Below are 17,384 nucleotides of genomic sequence, written 5' to 3'. Positions count from 1 at the left end.
GTACTCCTTATTCTATAAACTGTTTATCTATCACTTCTTCAACAAAATTTTTTATAAACTTTGTATCAAACCATTTGCCGTATTTTAACACAACACCATGTTTTTCGGCAAGTTCATCGGTATAATCGGCTAGCGGATAGAGCTTTAAATCGTGAAAGCCTAAACCAAAATGAGTAATCACAACCGAGAGTTTTGGGTCTATAACGCTGATTTTACCCGTAGTATCGTTTTTTTGCACGGTAATTTTTGCAATGCCGCCAATTAAATTTTCGGGGTCTACCTGTGCGGATACAAAATTGCCCAACGAATAGAAAACCAATGCTTTATGCCCGTCTGCACCATCGACATATTCTATCGGTTGCAGCACATGCGGATGCGTACCGATTACAATGTCTGCACCGTATTGAGCAAAATGTTTTGCAATGTTTTGCTGATAAAGCGTCGTCTGCTTCATCCCCTCTTCGCCCCAGTGGACCGAAACCACTACGACATCGGCAACTTTGCGTGCAGCTGTAATCTGCCGTTCGATTGCCTCGAGCTCATCGGTGTAAACAAGCATACCGGCATTTTCATCGGGTAGGCGCAAACCGTTTGTGTGTTGGGTAAAACCCAAAAATGCAAACTTGATACCGTTTTTTGCTATCAACGTTGTTGTGTCGTATTCTTTCTCTGATTGATATGCCCCGATCATAGTAAGCCCTTGTGTAGAGCGCAATATATCAATGGTTTCTGTAAGGCCTTGCAAGCCCTTATCCAGTATATGATTGTTTGCAATATTTACTACATCAAAACCAAGTGTTTTCAAGTCTCCGGCAAGTTGTGTGGGTGCATTAAAGCGGGGATAGCTGGAGGGCGGAAACCCTTTGGCGATGGGAGCTTCTTGATTAATAAAAGAAATATCGGCAGCCGCAATTTGTGCATTCATATTCTCATACACCGGCAAAAAATTATAGCCCTTGTTTTGTGTACGCCGCAAAGCCTGCTCATATATCACATCGTGAATAAGATTATCGCCCGCTGCAAATAAAGTTGCAGTATGTATGGCTTCATCCTTCGGCGGTTTGCTTTCCGCATCGCCCGAGTTAACCGTTTCAGATGAGCCCTGTTTCGAAGAATCGCCTGCAAGCAACCCTCCGGTACAACCCGAAAGCAACAAGCAGGCAAATAACATTATAAAAATTCGTTGTTTCATCCCAAAAATACTCCCATCATAGGTATTGCCAAATCTGTTTCACAATGGCATCATTTACCGCATAAATCTGACTTTCTGCGCGCTTTGCACTCGCCCCGTTGGTAAGGAATACCACGCCGCGCTGAGTACTAGGATCATAGAAAATACAGGAAATAGCGCCATAGGCGTTGCCTTGATGCCCATATAAAGTTACACCCTCAATAATATCGGATGTTATTTGCACAGCAAGCCCCCGCGTTACGTTTGTTTTATAGTCATACACACGAGGGGAATGAATATTATCTAAAGTTTCTTTTTTGAGATAGCACTTACCCTGGTACGTTCCGTCACCAGACAAAATGATGCCGATTTGTGCTGAATCTTCAGCGCTGATAAAAAGGTTGCCATGCCCTAATAGATACATCTGCCCTACCGGGATTTGCCCGTAAATTTCTTTCATATTACCCCAACTTAGCGGGTCTTCGCTGCCAAATGTGGCAATGGAATTACGGTCTTTAATATAGTCGGTGACAAACGATGCATCTATGCCAAGTGGTTCAAACAAAGCATTTTTAGCATAGTCGCAAAATGGCTCGCCCGTAACATTTTCAATGGCACCTGCCACCAAGCCCATACCAAAATTAGAATAGCTATAGGAGGAACCCGGTTTTAAGCCGCTGAAATTATTACGCTGCAAAACTACATCGAGCGCAGGGAACGGTTGTTTATTAATGGCACTTTTGTAACCCGCTCCGTCGATAATTCCCGAGGTATGTGTCATCAGCATTTCTATGGTTGCTTTGTCGTTTGGATAATAAGGATTTTGCAGTTTTTCGTTTACAAGTGCAGCAATATCCGTTTCGAGGCTAAGCCTGCCTTGTTCTTGCAGCTGCATAGCCAACATCGTAGTTACTATTTTAGAGATGGATGCAACCCTGTATTTTGTACCGCAATTTGCAGGAGTTGTATCAGCAGTTGTAACTTCGCCTGTTATTTCGTTGATGCTTTGTGTTTTTCGCAAACTTGCAGTGCCGTAAGAATGGCTGTAAACAATGGCATCATGCTCCCACACAGCAACACTGCTGCCCATTACACCATAATCTTTGTTAATTTGATCTACTGCCGCATCGAGCTTTTCTTTATTGGCAGAAATATGGTTGCTGTATGGTATTTGGGGTTCTTCTATTTGAACAGGCTCAACTTGTACCGGATCGGATTGGATTGACCCTGTTTTATTGCTCTTGGTACACCCGGTTAACATACCGCTGCAAAGAGACAGTGAAAGAATTGCGCAGAAAATTTTAGTAAACATTTTAACGCTTGACCTTCTAAATATAGTATTTAACTATATCATTACAACTATATACCATTTTATTTATAGCGTCAATAAATTACACCTGAAAACCGGCTTGCCAAAAGATAACAAACAGCAAAAAAGCACCATCCACTGCGGTAGATGGTGCTTTACCTTGTAACCGTTGCTTATTTCTTGGGTACAGTCTCCCAATCTTTAAGGAAGCGTTCGATACCCTGTGTTGTGAGAGGATGGTCGATACATTTTTTCATTGTCTCATAAGGCACGGTAGCAATATGAGCACCGGCCATTGCACAAGCAGTAACATCTTCCGGTTTGCGGATAGAAGCGGCAATAATCTCTGTTTCTATACCGTGGATATTAAAGATAGTCGCGATCTCTTCGATCAGTTCAATGCCATGTGCACCCACGTCATCCAATCTGCCGACAAACGGCGAAACAAAGGTTGCTCCCGCTCTTGCAGCGAGCAGTGCCTGTGCTGCTGAAAAAATAAGTGTTACATTGGTTTTAATACCCATTTTGGTTAGAGCTGCAGCAGCCTTCAAGCCCTCTGCACACATTGGAATTTTTATAACAATATTTTTATGAATTTTTACAAGTTCTTTTGCCTCAGCAACCATGCCCTCTGCTTTCATGTCAATAACCTCTGCAGAAATAGGGCCGTCAACGATGGATGTAATCTCGGTAACAACCTCTTTAAAATCTCTGCCTTCTTTCGCTATGAGGCTGGGGTTTGTTGTAACACCGCAGATAACGCCCAAATCGTTGATTTCTCTGATGTACGAAACATTTGCAGTATCCAAAAATAGTTTCATTCGTGTTTCTCCCTTTCTCCTGTGGCTTTTTACCACTTTTCCATTTTCTTTATCATTATAGGTCAAATCGGTTGTTCATACAAGTGTAAAGCGTAAATTACTGTATAAAGCCGATAAAACTATACTAAACCGAAATCAGCCAAGGCTAATTTACAATAATTAGTTAGTGCTTAAAAAATTTCATTTTACTTCAAAACGATAAACGGTGGTATGCCGATAAGTATCTCCTGCACGCAATACCGGGCTGGGGAAATGTGTATGCTTCATCGCATTGGGGTAAAACTGCGTTTCGAGGCACACACCGGTGCGTTTGCCATAGGTTTTACCGCCTTTTGCAGTAAAATTGCTTTGCAAAAAATTACCGGTATAAAGTTGAACTCCGGGCTTTGTGGTAAAAGTTTTCATTAAAATGCCGGTGGATTCTTCCCAAAGCTGCGCTGCTTCTGCTAATCCCTCAGAGGTACGTCTGATAATAAAATTATGATCATAACCTCCGCAGTTTTTAAGCTGTATGTAGTCATCTTCAATGCGTTTGCCTATTGTTTCAAACGTTGTAAAATCAAGCGGTGTGCCTGCAACAGGGGCAATTACACCGGTAGGCAGGCATTCGCTGCTGTTTTCGGTATAGGTATCGCAATTAAGCATCAGCTTATGGTTAAGAATGGTGCCATTGCCTTCCCCCGCAAGATTAAAGTAACAGTGGTTTGTAAGGTTGATAATCGTATCTTGGTCAGTAACGGCACTGTAATCGATAAAAAGCTCGTTATCGTCAGTAAAGCGGTAAATAACCTTCACTGTAAGGTTACTGGGGTACCCCTCTTCCCCGTTGGGGCTGAACAAACTGAGTTCCAAAGCATCCCCCTTAATTTCGCCGTTCCATACACGCTGATTAAAACCAATTTTTCCGCCATGCAAGTGGTTGTTACCGTTGTTGCAATACAGGTGATATTCTACACCGTTTAGTGTAAATATACCTTTTTCAATACGGTTGGCAAAACGCCCTACCAACGCACCAAGGCTTGCATCCTGCTTTTCATAATCTGCAACTGTATCGCATCCAAGGCATACATCAACGAGTTTACCTGTTTTATCAGGCACGTTAATGAATACAAGGCTGCCCCCATAGGTAATTACCCCAACATTGGCACCGCTGCTGTTTGTGAGGGTAAACAATGCAACCGTTTCACCGTTCTTTGTTGTTCCAAATGGCTTTTTGGTAATACTCATACTGAATACGCTCCTCTGTTTTATGTTAATTTCACGCAGCAGAATATGGTTTTATTATAGCGCATCCTTACCGAACCGACAACCCGATATTTTACCGATACACCGTAATTTTTTATACTCGACCTAATTAGGTTGCACTATTGTACAATTATGGTATAATATAAAAAATTATTTAATATAAGGAGGTTCTTATGTTTGAAGGACTTGTCAGCACGGACCACATCAGTTTTTTGTTTGTGTTTTTCGAGGGATTAATTTCGTTCTTTTCACCCTGTGTTCTCCCTCTGATACCCATTTATATCAGTTATCTTGCAGGCAATGCAAAACGCACAGACGAAAACGGCGTGATTACTTATGAACGCAAACGGGTGTTTTTTCATACGCTGTTTTTTGTACTTGGCATATCGTTTTCATTTTTCATATTAGGTTTGTCGTTTTCGGCACTGGGCAGTTTTTTCAACAATTATAAAACGTTATTCAGCCGCATCGGCGGTATCTTGATTGTTTTACTTGGTCTTTTCCAAATTGGCTTTTTAGATATGAAAATGCTGGACCGAGAGCATCGACTGCCGTTTAAATTAAAACTGCAAAATATGAACCCATTGGTGGCATTCCTTATGGGCTTTACTTTTAGCTTTGCATGGACACCCTGTGTAGGGCCGGCGCTGTCATCGGTGCTGATTTTGGCATCGGGTGCAAAAAGTGCACTTATGGGCAACTTATTGGTGTTGGTTTACGCTTTGGGTTTTGTTTTGCCGTTTCTTGCGCTGGGGTTGTTTACTACACAAACACTCAATTTCATCAAAAAACGCCAGCGTATGCTGAAATATACCATCAAAGCAGGCGGTGTTTTGCTCATTCTTATTGGTATTATGACATTTACCGGATGGATGAACGGCATTACAAGCTATCTCAACTCGTTCAGCGGAGGCAACTACACAGCAAACAGCAGTCAATCAGAGAGCACTTCTTCTGCGTCTGAAGATAATTCGTCCTCTGAAGCTTCTTCGCAGCAAGACAAAAAAACAATACCTGCGTTTGATTTTACTCTTACCGATCAATACGGCAACACACACACACTTTCGGATTACAAGGGCAAGGTCGTATTTTTAAACTTTTGGGCAACGTGGTGCCCACCTTGCAGGCAGGAGATGCCGCACATAGAAGAACTGTACAACGAATATGGTAAAAACAGTGAAGATGTAATTTTCATCGGGGTAACCAACCCCAAAACAGACGATCATCCGAATAACACGGACGTATCAATCGATGAAATCAAAACGTTTTTAACCGAAAACGGCTATACATTTCCATCTGTATTCGATGAAACCGGCTCAGTACTGACAGACTACTATGTAAATGCATTCCCCACCACTTATATGATTGACCGGGATGGCAATATTTTTGGTTATGTAAGTAGCGCTCTTACAAAAGATATGATGAAAAATATTATTGAACAAACTTTAGAAGGTTAAAAAAAGGAGCGGAAATATTCCGCTCCTTTTTATTTATCGTTCTATTATAGTAATTTGGGTGATGATAACATCCTCCACCGGTACCCTGTTTTCATCTACCTCAACAGAAGCTATTTCTTCTAGAATATCCATTCCGTCAATCACATAACCAAACACTGTGTTTTTACCGTCCAACCACGGTGCCCCACCAATTTCTTTGTACTTATCAATCACTTTTTTGGGGAACGCAGCCTCTTCCATTTTTGTTAAAGTTTCATCTTCCAGCACAGAATTTTGCACAATGTAAAACTGGCTGCCGTTGGTTCCGTCACCCGAAGGTGCCATACCTACCGCACCTTTAAAGTTCCACAAGTTGAGTGAATGCTCCTGTGCAAACCCTACTTTATTTTCGCTTTCATCCTTAAAGCTACTCTCTCCGCCTGTTCCAGTACCTGTAGGGTCGCCGGATTGAATGAGATAATTATTTACCACACGGTGGAATTTTAAGCCTGTATAATAACCGGAGTGGGTTAGTGCTAAAAAGTTCTCTACAGCTTTCGGTGCAAATTCGGGATAAAGCGCAACGGTAATGTCGCCCATACTGGTTTCGATTAAAGCAACTTCTGCGCCTGCGGGTACATCATTAAACTGAACAAGATTTACTTGATCATCGGTAATTTTCTTATTTTCTTCAACCTGTTCCTCAGGTGTTTTTAATGCATTTTCATCAGAAACAACATTATTTTTACCGCACCCTGCAAAGCTGAGTGCAAGCGCCAATGCCAATACAAGGCTTGCCAATCTCATAAATTTTTTCACAAAAGTCACCCCATCGAACTGTCGTGGTTTTTACTCCGACAGCATCGTTTTCATCTAAAATTAAAACGCTTACTTCACTGCGCGTTTCTAATTTATTATATAATATTCAACCGACGGTGGCAAGCCCTTTTTACTATACTAAAAATGCAAACGCAAATCGAAATTTGTTTGCATGCAAAAAGCCCACAGCAGCTTTTGTTGCCGTGGGCTTGAATTATTGATTGTTTTAAGGCTTATAAATGAATACCTTACGTACTATTTATATAATTTTTATACAGGTTATATCTCCTATCTTCATTTAATGTTCGAATAAAATTGCTGAGGATTACTTACAAAAACAAAATGCATTCTTGCAGTATAATTGGTAGCAAACTATTCGTAAATTAGAGATAGCGCTTTGCCTGCAAATAGGCACTTGCCTCTATTTCCATTGGACTCACCCTTATGAATTCTTTAATGGGGGTAGCCTGACTATTTCATTGGACTCAACCTTTACAATTCAATTTTGCTATTTTTGGAAATATACCAAAAATAATATTAAGTTGTAAACCTTCTCGCTGCATAAACCGCTTACCAATTTAGGCAACCGCCGTTAGGTTAAAGTGATGCGTTTTAACAAACATATAAAACGATGAAACTTTCTTTTTAGGTACGGGTTATGCTTTGAGATTGGTTGCGCATTCCATTTGCAATACGCAACCTGTAAACTGAATTGGTTCTGTTTCCGCGTACACTGGAATCGCCACCTTTCATTGATTGTTGCACTTTATATTTCTCTCTTCTGTGTCTTTAATATAGCACGATTTATATGAAATGTCAATAGTTTTTTTTAATAATTAGAATCTAATTTGTTAAAATAGTATTAAAATTACTTTCTAGTTGACTTATACCTCATTTGTATTATAATATGAAAGTAACAGAAATTCTGTGCAGCTTAAAAGATTACCGGCTGTACCGTTTCAATGAATTTGATGTGCTGTTTGGCACGATGGAGGTTTATTATGGACACCAATGAAGAGATGGAGTTTGGCCCGGATATCTTGACTTTGCAGGATGAAGAAGGCGTTGAACACGAATTTGAAGTGCTTGACACATACGAGGAAGACCACAATCGTTACATTGCTGTTATCCCCGTGGAAGACGAAGAAGTGTTGGCAGATGACGATGGCGAGCTCATTGTTTTAAAAGTAGAAGCTGATGGCGATGAAGAATTTCTGATGGCAATTGAAGATGAAGACGAATTCAACAAGATCTCTGGCATTTTTATGGAGCGACTTGAAGATTACTACGATTTCACCGAAGAATAAACAACTGAATAAATTATAATTTTGCATTGTCTCCTGCCTTGTGCGATATGTATGGTATATATAATCCAACACTTATTAAAAGGGATTCCGGGCTCTTTCGGCAGATTGCAGACCTCCCGCTTTGGTGGACGAAGGGAGCATGAAACCGAAAGGAGGATTTTACCCACCCTGTCTTACGACGGGTTTTAATAAGCCATACTAACGGCAAGGCGGGATATAATATTTTTATGAGCTATTTTTTTAAAGTGAGGGAGCCCGATTGACTGATTTTCTAAAGCGTTCTGCCCTGCTATTGGGTGAAGATAATATGAAAACACTGCAGAATTTGCGAGTAGCGGTAATCGGATTGGGCGGTGTAGGCTGCGCAGCTGCCGAAGCAGTATGCCGTGCAGGGGTAGGACATTTGTTGCTGGTGGATCATGACACGGTGGACATCACCAATTTGAACCGCCAGATTTTTTATACCCAAAAACATGTGGGCTGCAAAAAAACAGAAATTGCAAAATCGCATCTTTTGGAGATTAACCCCAATGCCGATATTCAGGTAGCCGACTGTTTTTATCTGCCTGATACCAGTGATATGGTGTTTGATTTTGCACCGGATTATATTATAGATGCGATTGACACAGTAACCGCAAAATTGCACCTTGCCCAAACCTGCTATGCAAAACAGATCCGCTTAATTTCTTGCCTGGGTACAGGTAACCGTTTGAACCCTATGCAGTTAAAAGTGGGAGATATTGCAGACACAGCAAGCAGCGGCTGCCCCCTTGCGCGTGTTATGCGCCGTGAACTTAAAAAACGTGGTGTACCCAACCTTAAGGTGGTTTTTTCGGATGAACCCGCAGCAAAGGTTTTGGCAAGCAGCGAAAACGGTCGGCACAGCCCGGGCAGTATTTCATTTGTTCCTCCCGTTGCAGGATATATTTTGGCATCCGAAGCGATCAAGGATAGCATCCGATTAAGCAAGTGAGGGATACTTTAACCCCCATTTATCCCAACCAATTCTGTATAAACCAACACGACCTATGGAACACTGTTTTATAGGTCGTGTTTTTTTGCTCATGCGCATCGACAGCCTGACATAATAATTACAGGGGGATGAAAGATGAATTTTGTCATGCACGCTTTGGCAGGTGCATCTATCGGTGTGCTCAACGGTCTGTTCGGTGCAGGCGGAGGAATTGTTGCCGTAGGCTTTTTAAGCAGACTGGATGGGAATATCAAATCTGCACATGCAACTGCTATTTTAATCACATTATTTTTATCAGCGGCAAGTTCCTATATGTATGTTACAAGCGGCAACGTAACATTTTCTGACGCACTCCCCTTTTTACCGGGCGGTATGATCGGGGCAATTGCGGGTGCACTTTTTCTGAAAAAGATACCTGACTTTTGGCTTAGAAAGGTGTTTGCAGTCTTTATACTTTATTCTGCAACTCGGTTACTGCTGCGATGAACGGAATTTGGATATTTGTGTCTTCCCTGCTCGCGGGTATTGCCGCATCCATGGGTGTGGGGGGCGGCGCAATTTTGCTTTTATATCTCACCGCTTTTGCAGGGATGAATCAGCTTACAGCACAGGGAATCAATCTCATCTTTTTTTTACCAATTGCAATAATCGCAGTTTGTATCCATGCAAAAAACAAACTCATCAATTATAAATCGGCTGTCATCTGCATTGCATTTGGGTTTGTTGGTGTATGGTGCGGTTTGTGGCTGACTAAGATAATCAGCGAGGAACTATTGAGAAAGCTGTTTGCAATACTCCTCATTTATATGGGATTACGTGAATTATTTGCTAAAAATAAGAAAAAAGAAAAGGACAGGTGATTATACAATCACCGCCCTTTTTATGTACGTATAAATTGTTCGACTAACGTTATTATTTCGTCTATTTCAGGGTAAGCAAAGAATTGACCATCTTTCAGCATTTCTCTAAGCTCATCAAATGTAATCCACTTCACCTCGCTGACCTCCTCTTGCTGCAGTACCAGTTGCGCCAAATCGGCATTTTTATGTGCAACATACACATCCCAAATGGTGTTGGTACGGAATATTCTTTGCAAAAATATTATGTCATCAGCGGTTAAAGAAATGCCAATCTCTTCCTGCACTTCGCGGATACATCCAGAAACAGAATCTTCTCCCGCAACAATGCATCCTGTCGTCATACCCCAAATATCCGGTAAAATTTTTTTGCTCTGTGCCCGTCTTTGTATCAAAAGCTGTTTTTCTTCATTTACAATCCAAATCTCCATCGCCAAATGGAATTCACCGCTTAACAACTGGCTGCCTCTTTGTTTAATCTTCCCCGTTTTACAGCCGCCTCTGTCATAAACATCCCATAGTTCCATACAATTTTACTCCTTTAAGCCCTACATACAGTCTTCATGTTATTTTAACGCATTTGTCAGGTTCTGTCTAAAAATATTTTTCAAAAAGTACTTTACCTGTCGTAGTAATTATGATATACTACTGTTACTACGACAGACGTAGTAGTTTGTGAGGTGATAGCTTGATCAGCAGTGATGTCATCCGCGGATACAACGATACGATTATTTTGCATTTGCTGTTGGAGCATGACTCCTACGGTTATGAAATCTCGAAAGAGATTGAAGCGCGCTCGGGCGGAGGATACAGCATAAAAGAGACCACTCTTTACTCTGCATTCGCACGTCTTGAAAAAAAGGGGTACTTGGTATCTTATTACGGAGATGAAACTTTTGGCAAGCGGCGCACTTACTATAAAATAACACGGGAAGGCGCAGCTTATTATCGTGAAAAATGTGTGGAGTGGCAGCACACAAAAGCAGTTATTAATTGTTTTACCATTGAGGAGGAGTTGCAGAATGAACGATAAGATTCGAGATTTTGTAGAGGCAATGTTCGCAGGGCTACCCAAAACGCAAGATGTAGTTGAGGCAAAGCTTGGTATTATTGAAAATATGCAGGATAAATACGACGAGCTGATTGCACAGGGCAAAAATGATAACGAAGCATTCGGCATAGTAATATCGCAATTTGGCAGTATGGATGAATTAAAGCGTGAACTGGGTATTGAAGACCAAGCCGATTATAACACATCGGATAATTCGAAGGAAATAAATTCGGAGCTTACCGCAGAATACGAGATTTTTCGTAAACGTTACAGTGTATTTGGCGCTATTGCTGTTGGATTGTACATTCTTTCAGGTGCCTTCTTTATGCTATTTGAAGCTGCTTTTAGCGAACTGGCGGGAATTATTGCATTCTTCATCCCCATAGCATTTGCAACGGCAATTTTTGTGTTTTTTGGTATGAAAGACAGTCGATATCAAGAACGGCTAGGCAGAAGAAAACCTAAATCAGACGTTGATGACGATGATGACCCTGTTGTAGGTGCAATCTATATCGGTGCTACTGTAATTTTTCTTTTATTAGGCTTTATTTGGGGCTTATGGCACCCCGGATGGATTGTATACCTAATTGCAACAATGATTGTGGTACTATATGAAGGCATAATAAAAAACAAAAAAGCGTAGCAAAAACGGGTTGTCTTTGACAACCCGTTTTTTGTACAATAATTATAAGCAACGCAAGTTAAATTCGTTTTAGTAGCCCTCCATACGGCGCTGCTTGCGCAGTTCATGGCGGCGCTCACCCGATGCCCACTCTGCACGTTCCATCTCGGTTTCGAGAATAAGGCCGGGTACCTCGGTAGGTTGTTCTTTTTCATCAAGAGCAACCATCACCAAATAGGCGCGGTTTACCGCACGGCGAAAGCCACCCAAATCCTCCACATAAGTATCGACGCGTACCTCCATAGAGGTTCTCCCCACATGGGTGATACGCCCGATGAGCACGAGTGTATCGTTGGCATATGCACCCGCTTTAAATTGCAGGTTATCAATGGCAGCTGTAGTAATGTTACAACCCGAATGCCTGCGCGCCACCACACCGGCAACAACGTCAATCCACTCCACAAGCTGCCCGCCAAACAGCCTGCCTGCGCCGTTGATGTGTTCGGGCATTAAAATTTGGATTTGTTCGGTTTTGGAATCGGATACATGTTTTGGTTGTCTCATCATCATTCATCCTTATGGTTTTTTCTGTATGCCAGATAACTTTCTAAAATAATGGTTGCGGCTACAGCATCAATCACTTCTTTGCGCTTTTTACCGCGCGTGTTCGTCTCATTTAGGTAGCCAATCGCAGAAACCGTAGTGGAGCGTTCATCCCACAATTTAACGGGAGCGGAAACTAACTCTTGCAGCTTTTGGCTGAACAACTCACATTTTTGTGCACGTTCACCCACGGTTCCGTTCATATTTTTTGGGTAACCTACAACAACCTCCTGCACACCATATTCTTCTACTGCATACGAAACTTTTTTTATGCATTGTTCAAAATCTTTTTCATGTATTACACCTATGGGGGATGCTAGAAATTCGGTGCGGTCACATACGGCAAGCCCTGTTCGAGCATCGCCGAAATCTACTGCCATAATTTTCATTTTGTTTCCTCCGTTATGGTTGTTTTCCACCAACTTTGGTGCGCCAATGTACAAAGCTCGGGAGATAGATGGGTGGTATCGTTTTGATAAACTATTACAGGGGTACAATCTGCGCCATGATACTCGATACAGCACACTGAGGTGTTTTCTTCCCACATCACATCACGCAAACGCTCAATGCCCCAACCGTGGGCATAACAAAGGTAATTTCGAATAGCGCAGCCATGGCTTACAATAGCAATCGTTTTACCTGTATTTTCGTGTACGATATGGTTTACGGTAGATGTAATGCGCTCGTATACTTCTGACATTTTTTCGCCGTTGGGTGCCCAGTACTCATGCGGGGCATTGTCCCACATCTCCTGCTGTTCGGGATATTTCAGCGGAATATCCTCCCACCCCATCCCCTCAAGGTCTCCGCCATTAATCTCGATAAGCCCTTGATTGATATGGACATCCAACCCATGATATTTATTTACCGCAGCTGCTGTTTGGCGGGTGCGCAGCAGCGGGCTGGAATAAATAATATCAAGATGAACATCTTTAAACCGCTCGGCAAGACAAGCTAGCTGTTTATGCCCTTTTTCGGTAACCTCACAATCGTTATGCCCTTGAAAGGTTTTTGCGACATTGCCTGCGGCTTCGGCATGGCGCACCAGATAGACTTTTGTAATCATAGTATCTCCTATTCTGTAGCAATAATATTAAATAAAAAGCCCGCTTCAATAGTTGAAACGGGCTTTTTGAAAGCTATAAAGCTATTTCGTACCAAAAATCCGATCGCCTGCGTCGCCAAGGCCCGGAACGATGTATTTCTGATCGTCGAGCCTCTGGTCGAGCGATGCACAATAGACGGGAACATCGGGATGTGCCTTTTGCAGTGCCTCCAAGCCCTCGGGTGCAGCGATGATGCACATAAACTTAATGCTCTTGACATTGCGCTTTTTAATCATTTTAATGGCATCAATTGCAGAACCGCCGGTTGCAAGCATCGGGTCAAGAACAATAACATCTCTTTCTTCGATATCTGCAGGAAGCTTGCAGTAATATTCAACAGGCATATGGGTGGTTTCGTCGCGATATAAACCGATATGACCAATTTTAGCTGCGGGAACCAGCGAAAGAACGCCTTCCACCATGCCAAGGCCTGCTCTTAAAATGGGGACAAACGCCAGCTTACGGCCGGAGATCACCTTTGTTTTTGCAGTTGCGATAGGAGTTTCAATTTCCACTTCTTTGAGGGGCAGGTCGCGCGTTGCCTCATAACACATGAGCATACCAACTTCGGAAACCAGCTCGCGAAATTCTTTTGAACCTGTGTTTTTGTCTCTCAAAAGAGAAATTTTGTGTTGAATCAAGGGGTGATCCATAATAAGTGCTTTAGCCATTTTTTTGTCCTCCATATATATCAGATTAGTTTATTAACAATCTTCTTTTTCAATGTTCATTAATTTTTGCACTCTTGCGGAATGTCGTCCGCCTTCAAACTCGGTATTTAAAAATACATCAACCAATTCGCAAGCCAAGCCTGCACCAATGGTGCGTCCGCCAAAGCAAATAATATTTGAGTCGTTGTGTTTGCGAGTATATTTTGCACTGAAGTAATCGCTGCAAAGCGCTGCGCGGATACCATGTACTTTATTTGCTGCAATAGAAATACCAATGCCTGTACCGCAACACAAAATGCCTTTATCGCACTCACCGTTTACCACTGCATGTGCCACGGGCAATGCGTAATCGGGGTAATCGCAACTGTCGGTGTTATAGGTACCAAAATCTTTATACTCATAACCGTTTGCGTTAAGCCATGTCATAATTTCTTGTTTCAGCGCAAAACCGCCATGGTCACTGCCGATTGCAATCATGTTTTGTTCCTTCTTTCTTCAAAAGTTCGCGCTCTGCCTGCGGCAGACGCAGGTAAGCAGGCACAAGTTCACCTGCGCCTACCGAAGCTGCCGTTTTTTGCAGTGCCGCCCTGCATACGCTGTTTGCATGTTGATAACGCAGCTGAGGGGGCGCAAGTTGATAACGGCTTTTTTCACCAAAACTATTATAGCACAACAATGCGCCATCTCCAACCATTATTATTGGTTTTTTACTTTGTAATTGTAAAAGATTTTCTTCCAATTCCGTTATGGTAATCGCTTCGTCCGCCGTCAAGCGGGTAACGCTATCACCTTCTACATCAAAGCAAGCGGTATACACCTGCTTACAGCGCGCATCCATAGCACAGCAGGCAATGCAGCTCTGCCCGGTAAGGTTGTAAGCAAGCCCTTCTAATGTAGATACCCCAATGCATGGTATTTTACGCGGAAACGCCATACCCTTTACGGCAGATATCCCTATACGCAGCCCCGTAAACGAACCCGGGCCAACCGACACAGCCAAGTAGTTCAAATCATCCAAAGTAAGCGCAGCGCAGTGCAGCATTGCATCCAGCATAGGCATCAGCGTTTCGCTGTGAGTCAGTTTTACATCCACGTAACTTTCGCATAAAATGCGTTCTTCATCACATACCGCTGCAGAGGCTGCACGTGCCGATGTATCAATTGCCAATATCTTCAAAATCAGTCATCTCCCTACGGCAAAGCACACATCAATTACGTCTTTGCTCTTTTCGTTCCGTTAGCATTTCGCCATTGTAAACACTAAAACCGCTCATCACCCTCAATACAGATTGTGCGTTTATCGCCTTCCCCTGCTGTTATGGTGATAAAGGTTGTATTCTCCGGCAGTGCATCGTCAATCATTTCGCTCCATTCTATAGCAAGAATAGCACCGGTTTCGAGGTAATCGAAAAAGCCGGTGGAATACAGGTCATCGATTGATGTAATGCGGTACATATCGAAGTGATAAAGTTTTGGAGTACAGCGGTATTCGTGCACGATGGCAAAGGTAGGGCTAGAAACTTCACTGCTGTCGCCCAAACCGGCAGCAAGCCCCCGTACAAAAGTAGTTTTGCCTGCACCAAGCCCGCCCCGAAATGCGAGAACATCATCGGGGCGCAGTTTTTCCGCAAGGTCACGCGCCAAGGCTTCGGTCTGTGGTGCACTTGTGCTTTGATAGGTTAACATAAAATCATAATCCTTATTCTAAAATAATCCTGAAATGTGCCCGTTTGCATCTACATCAATCGAGTTTGCCGCAGGCACTCTGGGCAGCCCCGGCATAGTCATAATATCGCCGGTAAGCACTACAATAAAACCCGCTCCCGCACTCAACTTCACATCCTTAACCGTGATGGTAAAGCCTGTGGGGCGGCCAAGTTTTGCGGGGTCATCCGAAAGAGAATACTGGGTTTTGGCAATGCATATAGGCAGTTTGTCTTTACCCAAAGCTTCAATTTCCTTTATAAGCTTTTCTGCCTGTGCGGTGTAATTCACTCCGTTGGCTCCGTAAATTTCTTTTGCAATCATTTCTACTTTTTCTTTGATAGGCAGTTGTTCATCATACAGCAGTTTAAATTTGCTCGGTTTTTCGCAAGCCTCCACTACTTTTTTGGCAAGTTCAGTCGCACCTTCGCCGCCCTTTGCAAATACATCGGATAGCGCAAACTCTACGTCGAGTTCTTCGCAGCAATGCGAAAGTGCGGCAATCTCCTCATCGGTATCGGTAAGAAAGCGATTGATAGCAACCACAACCGGAACACCGTATTTGCGCATATTTTCTACATGCGCCTGCAGATTGCATAAACCGCGATGCAATGCCGCAACATTTTCTTGAGCTACCTCTGCTTTGGGCACGCCGCCGTTGTATTTGAGTGCACGCAAGGTTGCTACCAACACAATTGCAGACGGAGCAAGCCCCGCAAAGCGGCACTTGATATCCATAAACTTTTCGGCACCCAAGTCGCTGCCAAAACCGGCTTCGGTAATACAGTAGTCGGCAAGCTTCAAGCCAAGCTTTGTGGCACGTATGGAGTTACACCCATGTGCAATATTTGCAAACGGCCCACCATGCATCAGGGCAGGGGTGTTTTCGAGTGTTTGAACCAAATTCGGCTTGAGTGCATCTTTCAGCAAAGCAGCCATAGCACCATGCACTTGCAGGTCGCGGGCATATATAGGTTTGCCGTCAAGACTATAGGCAACGAGAATCGAACCCAAACGTGCTTTCAGGTCAGTCAAGTCTGACGCCAGGCATAAAATAGCCATAATCTCACTGGCTACTGTAATCTGAAAGCTATCCTCACGCGGTATTCCGTTGATTTTTCCGCCAAGCCCTACAATGGTGTTGCGCAGTGCGCGGTCGTTCATATCCATACAGCGTTTAAATAAGATTCTGCGCTGGTCGATACCGAGTGCGTTTCCCTGCTGCATATGGTTGTCTAGGATAGCACAAAGCAAATTGTTTGCTGCCGTTATGGCATGCATATCTCCGGTAAAATGCAGGTTGATGTCCTCCATTGGCACAACCTGCGAGTAGCCGCCGCCCGCAGCTCCGCCCTTAATACCAAAAACAGGGCCGAGAGATGGCTCACGCAGCGCAATAATCGCTTTTTTACCTAATTTTGCCATACCCTGCCCCAAACCAACCGTGGTGGTTGTCTTTCCTTCGCCTGCAGGGGTGGGGTTAATAGCAGTGACCAAGATCAGTTTACCGTCATGTTCATCTGCCAAACGGTCGTATATCGACTCGGAAAGTTTTGCTTTGTAATGCCCGTATGGCTCTAACTCATCGTTTTGAATATTCAGTTTCGCTGCAATTTCGGTAATCGGCAGCATTTTCGCAGTCTGTGCAATCTCAATATCACTCAGCATCGATGAATCCCCCTCTATTGT

General features: G+C 43.0%; 21 protein-coding genes and 1 other RNA gene. 8 read left to right on the top strand and 14 right to left on the bottom strand.

The window, feature by feature from the left end; translation table 11 throughout:
• Positions 1 to 7 precede the first annotated feature (7 nt).
• From EDD70_RS04795 to EDD70_RS04780, 4 genes are all read right to left on the bottom strand, one after another.
• Positions 8 to 1,192: a CapA family protein gene (locus EDD70_RS04795; protein ID WP_092752472.1), complete on the bottom strand. Its 1,185-nt coding sequence runs from the start codon at positions 1,190 to 1,192 to the stop codon at positions 8 to 10.
• Between the two features lie 16 nt (positions 1,193 to 1,208).
• Complete coding sequence (locus tag EDD70_RS04790) at positions 1,209 to 2,483, bottom strand: serine hydrolase domain-containing protein (RefSeq protein ID WP_092752474.1); 1,275 nt, start codon at positions 2,481 to 2,483, stop codon at positions 1,209 to 1,211.
• A gap of 170 nt (positions 2,484 to 2,653) precedes the next feature.
• Entirely contained in the window at positions 2,654 to 3,301 is a 648-nt protein-coding gene (gene fsa, locus EDD70_RS04785; protein WP_092752477.1) for a fructose-6-phosphate aldolase, read from the bottom strand.
• A gap of 180 nt (positions 3,302 to 3,481) precedes the next feature.
• A complete protein-coding gene (locus EDD70_RS04780) occupies positions 3,482 to 4,528 on the bottom strand; it encodes an aldose epimerase family protein (protein WP_092752479.1) in 1,047 nt (348 codons plus the stop codon).
• Between the two features lie 191 nt (positions 4,529 to 4,719).
• Between EDD70_RS04780 and EDD70_RS04775 the strand changes: the two genes are divergently transcribed.
• Complete coding sequence (locus tag EDD70_RS04775; protein WP_092752481.1) at positions 4,720 to 6,003, top strand: redoxin domain-containing protein; 1,284 nt, start codon at positions 4,720 to 4,722, stop codon at positions 6,001 to 6,003.
• 33 nt (positions 6,004 to 6,036) lie between these two features.
• Here EDD70_RS04775 and EDD70_RS04770 read toward each other — a convergent pair whose 3' ends face one another.
• Positions 6,037 to 6,801, bottom strand: a complete 765-nt coding sequence (locus EDD70_RS04770; protein ID WP_092752483.1) for a peptidylprolyl isomerase — start codon at positions 6,799 to 6,801, stop codon at positions 6,037 to 6,039.
• 980 nt (positions 6,802 to 7,781) lie between these two features.
• Between EDD70_RS04770 and EDD70_RS04765 the strand changes: the two genes are divergently transcribed.
• The 5 genes from EDD70_RS04765 (at position 7,782) to EDD70_RS15285 (ending at position 9,941) form a co-directional block, all read left to right on the top strand.
• Positions 7,782 to 8,108, top strand: coding sequence for a DUF1292 domain-containing protein (locus EDD70_RS04765; RefSeq protein WP_242943082.1), 327 nt, complete (start codon positions 7,782 to 7,784; stop codon positions 8,106 to 8,108).
• Between the two features lie 27 nt (positions 8,109 to 8,135).
• Positions 8,136 to 8,328, top strand: a non-coding RNA gene (gene ssrS, locus EDD70_RS04760) — 6S RNA.
• A gap of 39 nt (positions 8,329 to 8,367) precedes the next feature.
• Positions 8,368 to 9,081 carry a tRNA threonylcarbamoyladenosine dehydratase gene (locus EDD70_RS04755; protein WP_092752487.1) on the top strand — a complete coding sequence of 238 codons (714 nt, stop codon included), beginning with the start codon at positions 8,368 to 8,370 and terminating at the stop codon, positions 9,079 to 9,081.
• Between the two features lie 135 nt (positions 9,082 to 9,216).
• Positions 9,217 to 9,567 carry a sulfite exporter TauE/SafE family protein gene (locus EDD70_RS15290; RefSeq protein ID WP_092752489.1) on the top strand — a complete coding sequence of 117 codons (351 nt, stop codon included), beginning with the start codon at positions 9,217 to 9,219 and terminating at the stop codon, positions 9,565 to 9,567.
• Positions 9,564 to 9,941, top strand: coding sequence for a sulfite exporter TauE/SafE family protein (locus EDD70_RS15285; RefSeq protein WP_092752491.1), 378 nt, complete (start codon positions 9,564 to 9,566; stop codon positions 9,939 to 9,941). The genes EDD70_RS15290 and EDD70_RS15285 overlap by 4 nt, the downstream gene beginning before the upstream one ends.
• 20 nt (positions 9,942 to 9,961) lie before the next feature.
• On the opposite strand, the gene EDD70_RS04740 is transcribed toward EDD70_RS15285, so the two are convergent.
• Positions 9,962 to 10,465, bottom strand: coding sequence for an NUDIX hydrolase (locus tag EDD70_RS04740; RefSeq protein ID WP_092752493.1), 504 nt, complete (start codon positions 10,463 to 10,465; stop codon positions 9,962 to 9,964).
• Positions 10,466 to 10,626: 161 nt separating this feature from the next.
• On the opposite strand from EDD70_RS04740, the gene EDD70_RS04735 reads away from it, so the two are divergent.
• Positions 10,627 to 10,971, top strand: a complete 345-nt coding sequence (locus EDD70_RS04735; protein ID WP_092752495.1) for a PadR family transcriptional regulator — start codon at positions 10,627 to 10,629, stop codon at positions 10,969 to 10,971.
• The gene (locus tag EDD70_RS04730) at positions 10,961 to 11,632 is read left to right on the top strand and encodes a permease prefix domain 1-containing protein (protein WP_092752497.1); all 672 of its coding nucleotides are present in this window, start codon (positions 10,961 to 10,963) and stop codon (positions 11,630 to 11,632) included. Before EDD70_RS04735 ends, EDD70_RS04730 begins: the two co-directional genes overlap by 11 nt.
• Positions 11,633 to 11,701: 69 nt before the next feature.
• Here the strand turns inward: EDD70_RS04730 and EDD70_RS04725 are convergent, their stop codons facing one another.
• From EDD70_RS04725 to EDD70_RS04690, 8 genes are all read right to left on the bottom strand, one after another.
• Positions 11,702 to 12,178, bottom strand: a complete 477-nt coding sequence (locus EDD70_RS04725; protein WP_423230121.1) for an acyl-CoA thioesterase — start codon at positions 12,176 to 12,178, stop codon at positions 11,702 to 11,704.
• Positions 12,178 to 12,603, bottom strand: coding sequence for a Holliday junction resolvase RuvX (ruvX, locus tag EDD70_RS04720; protein ID WP_092752501.1), 426 nt, complete (start codon positions 12,601 to 12,603; stop codon positions 12,178 to 12,180). Before ruvX ends, EDD70_RS04725 begins: the two co-directional genes overlap by 1 nt.
• Positions 12,600 to 13,280, bottom strand: coding sequence for a histidine phosphatase family protein (locus tag EDD70_RS04715; RefSeq protein ID WP_092752503.1), 681 nt, complete (start codon positions 13,278 to 13,280; stop codon positions 12,600 to 12,602). Before EDD70_RS04715 ends, ruvX begins: the two co-directional genes overlap by 4 nt.
• An 81-nt stretch (positions 13,281 to 13,361) precedes the next feature.
• Positions 13,362 to 13,991, bottom strand: a complete 630-nt coding sequence (gene upp / locus EDD70_RS04710; protein WP_092752506.1) for a uracil phosphoribosyltransferase — start codon at positions 13,989 to 13,991, stop codon at positions 13,362 to 13,364.
• 33 nt (positions 13,992 to 14,024) lie between these two features.
• Positions 14,025 to 14,468: a ribose 5-phosphate isomerase B gene (gene rpiB, locus EDD70_RS04705; protein WP_092752508.1), complete on the bottom strand. Its 444-nt coding sequence runs from the start codon at positions 14,466 to 14,468 to the stop codon at positions 14,025 to 14,027.
• Complete coding sequence (gene tsaB / locus EDD70_RS04700; protein ID WP_242943083.1) at positions 14,449 to 15,168, bottom strand: tRNA (adenosine(37)-N6)-threonylcarbamoyltransferase complex dimerization subunit type 1 TsaB; 720 nt, start codon at positions 15,166 to 15,168, stop codon at positions 14,449 to 14,451. Before tsaB ends, rpiB begins: the two co-directional genes overlap by 20 nt.
• Positions 15,169 to 15,251: 83 nt before the next feature.
• Entirely contained in the window at positions 15,252 to 15,677 is a 426-nt protein-coding gene (gene tsaE / locus EDD70_RS04695) for a tRNA (adenosine(37)-N6)-threonylcarbamoyltransferase complex ATPase subunit type 1 TsaE (protein WP_092752510.1), read from the bottom strand.
• Positions 15,678 to 15,695: 18 nt separating this feature from the next.
• On the bottom strand, positions 15,696 to 17,363 hold the full coding sequence (locus EDD70_RS04690; RefSeq protein WP_092752512.1) for a formate--tetrahydrofolate ligase: 1,668 nt from the start codon (positions 17,361 to 17,363) through the stop codon (positions 15,696 to 15,698).
• Positions 17,364 to 17,384: the final 21 nt, after the last annotated feature.

It is taken from the genome of Hydrogenoanaerobacterium saccharovorans, from assembly GCF_003814745.1.
In the GTDB taxonomy this organism is placed as follows: Bacteria; Bacillota; Clostridia; order Oscillospirales; family Ruminococcaceae; genus Hydrogenoanaerobacterium; species Hydrogenoanaerobacterium saccharovorans.
Note: the sequence above shows the minus strand (reverse complement) of the source record. Positions and strands in the feature narration are given on the sequence as shown.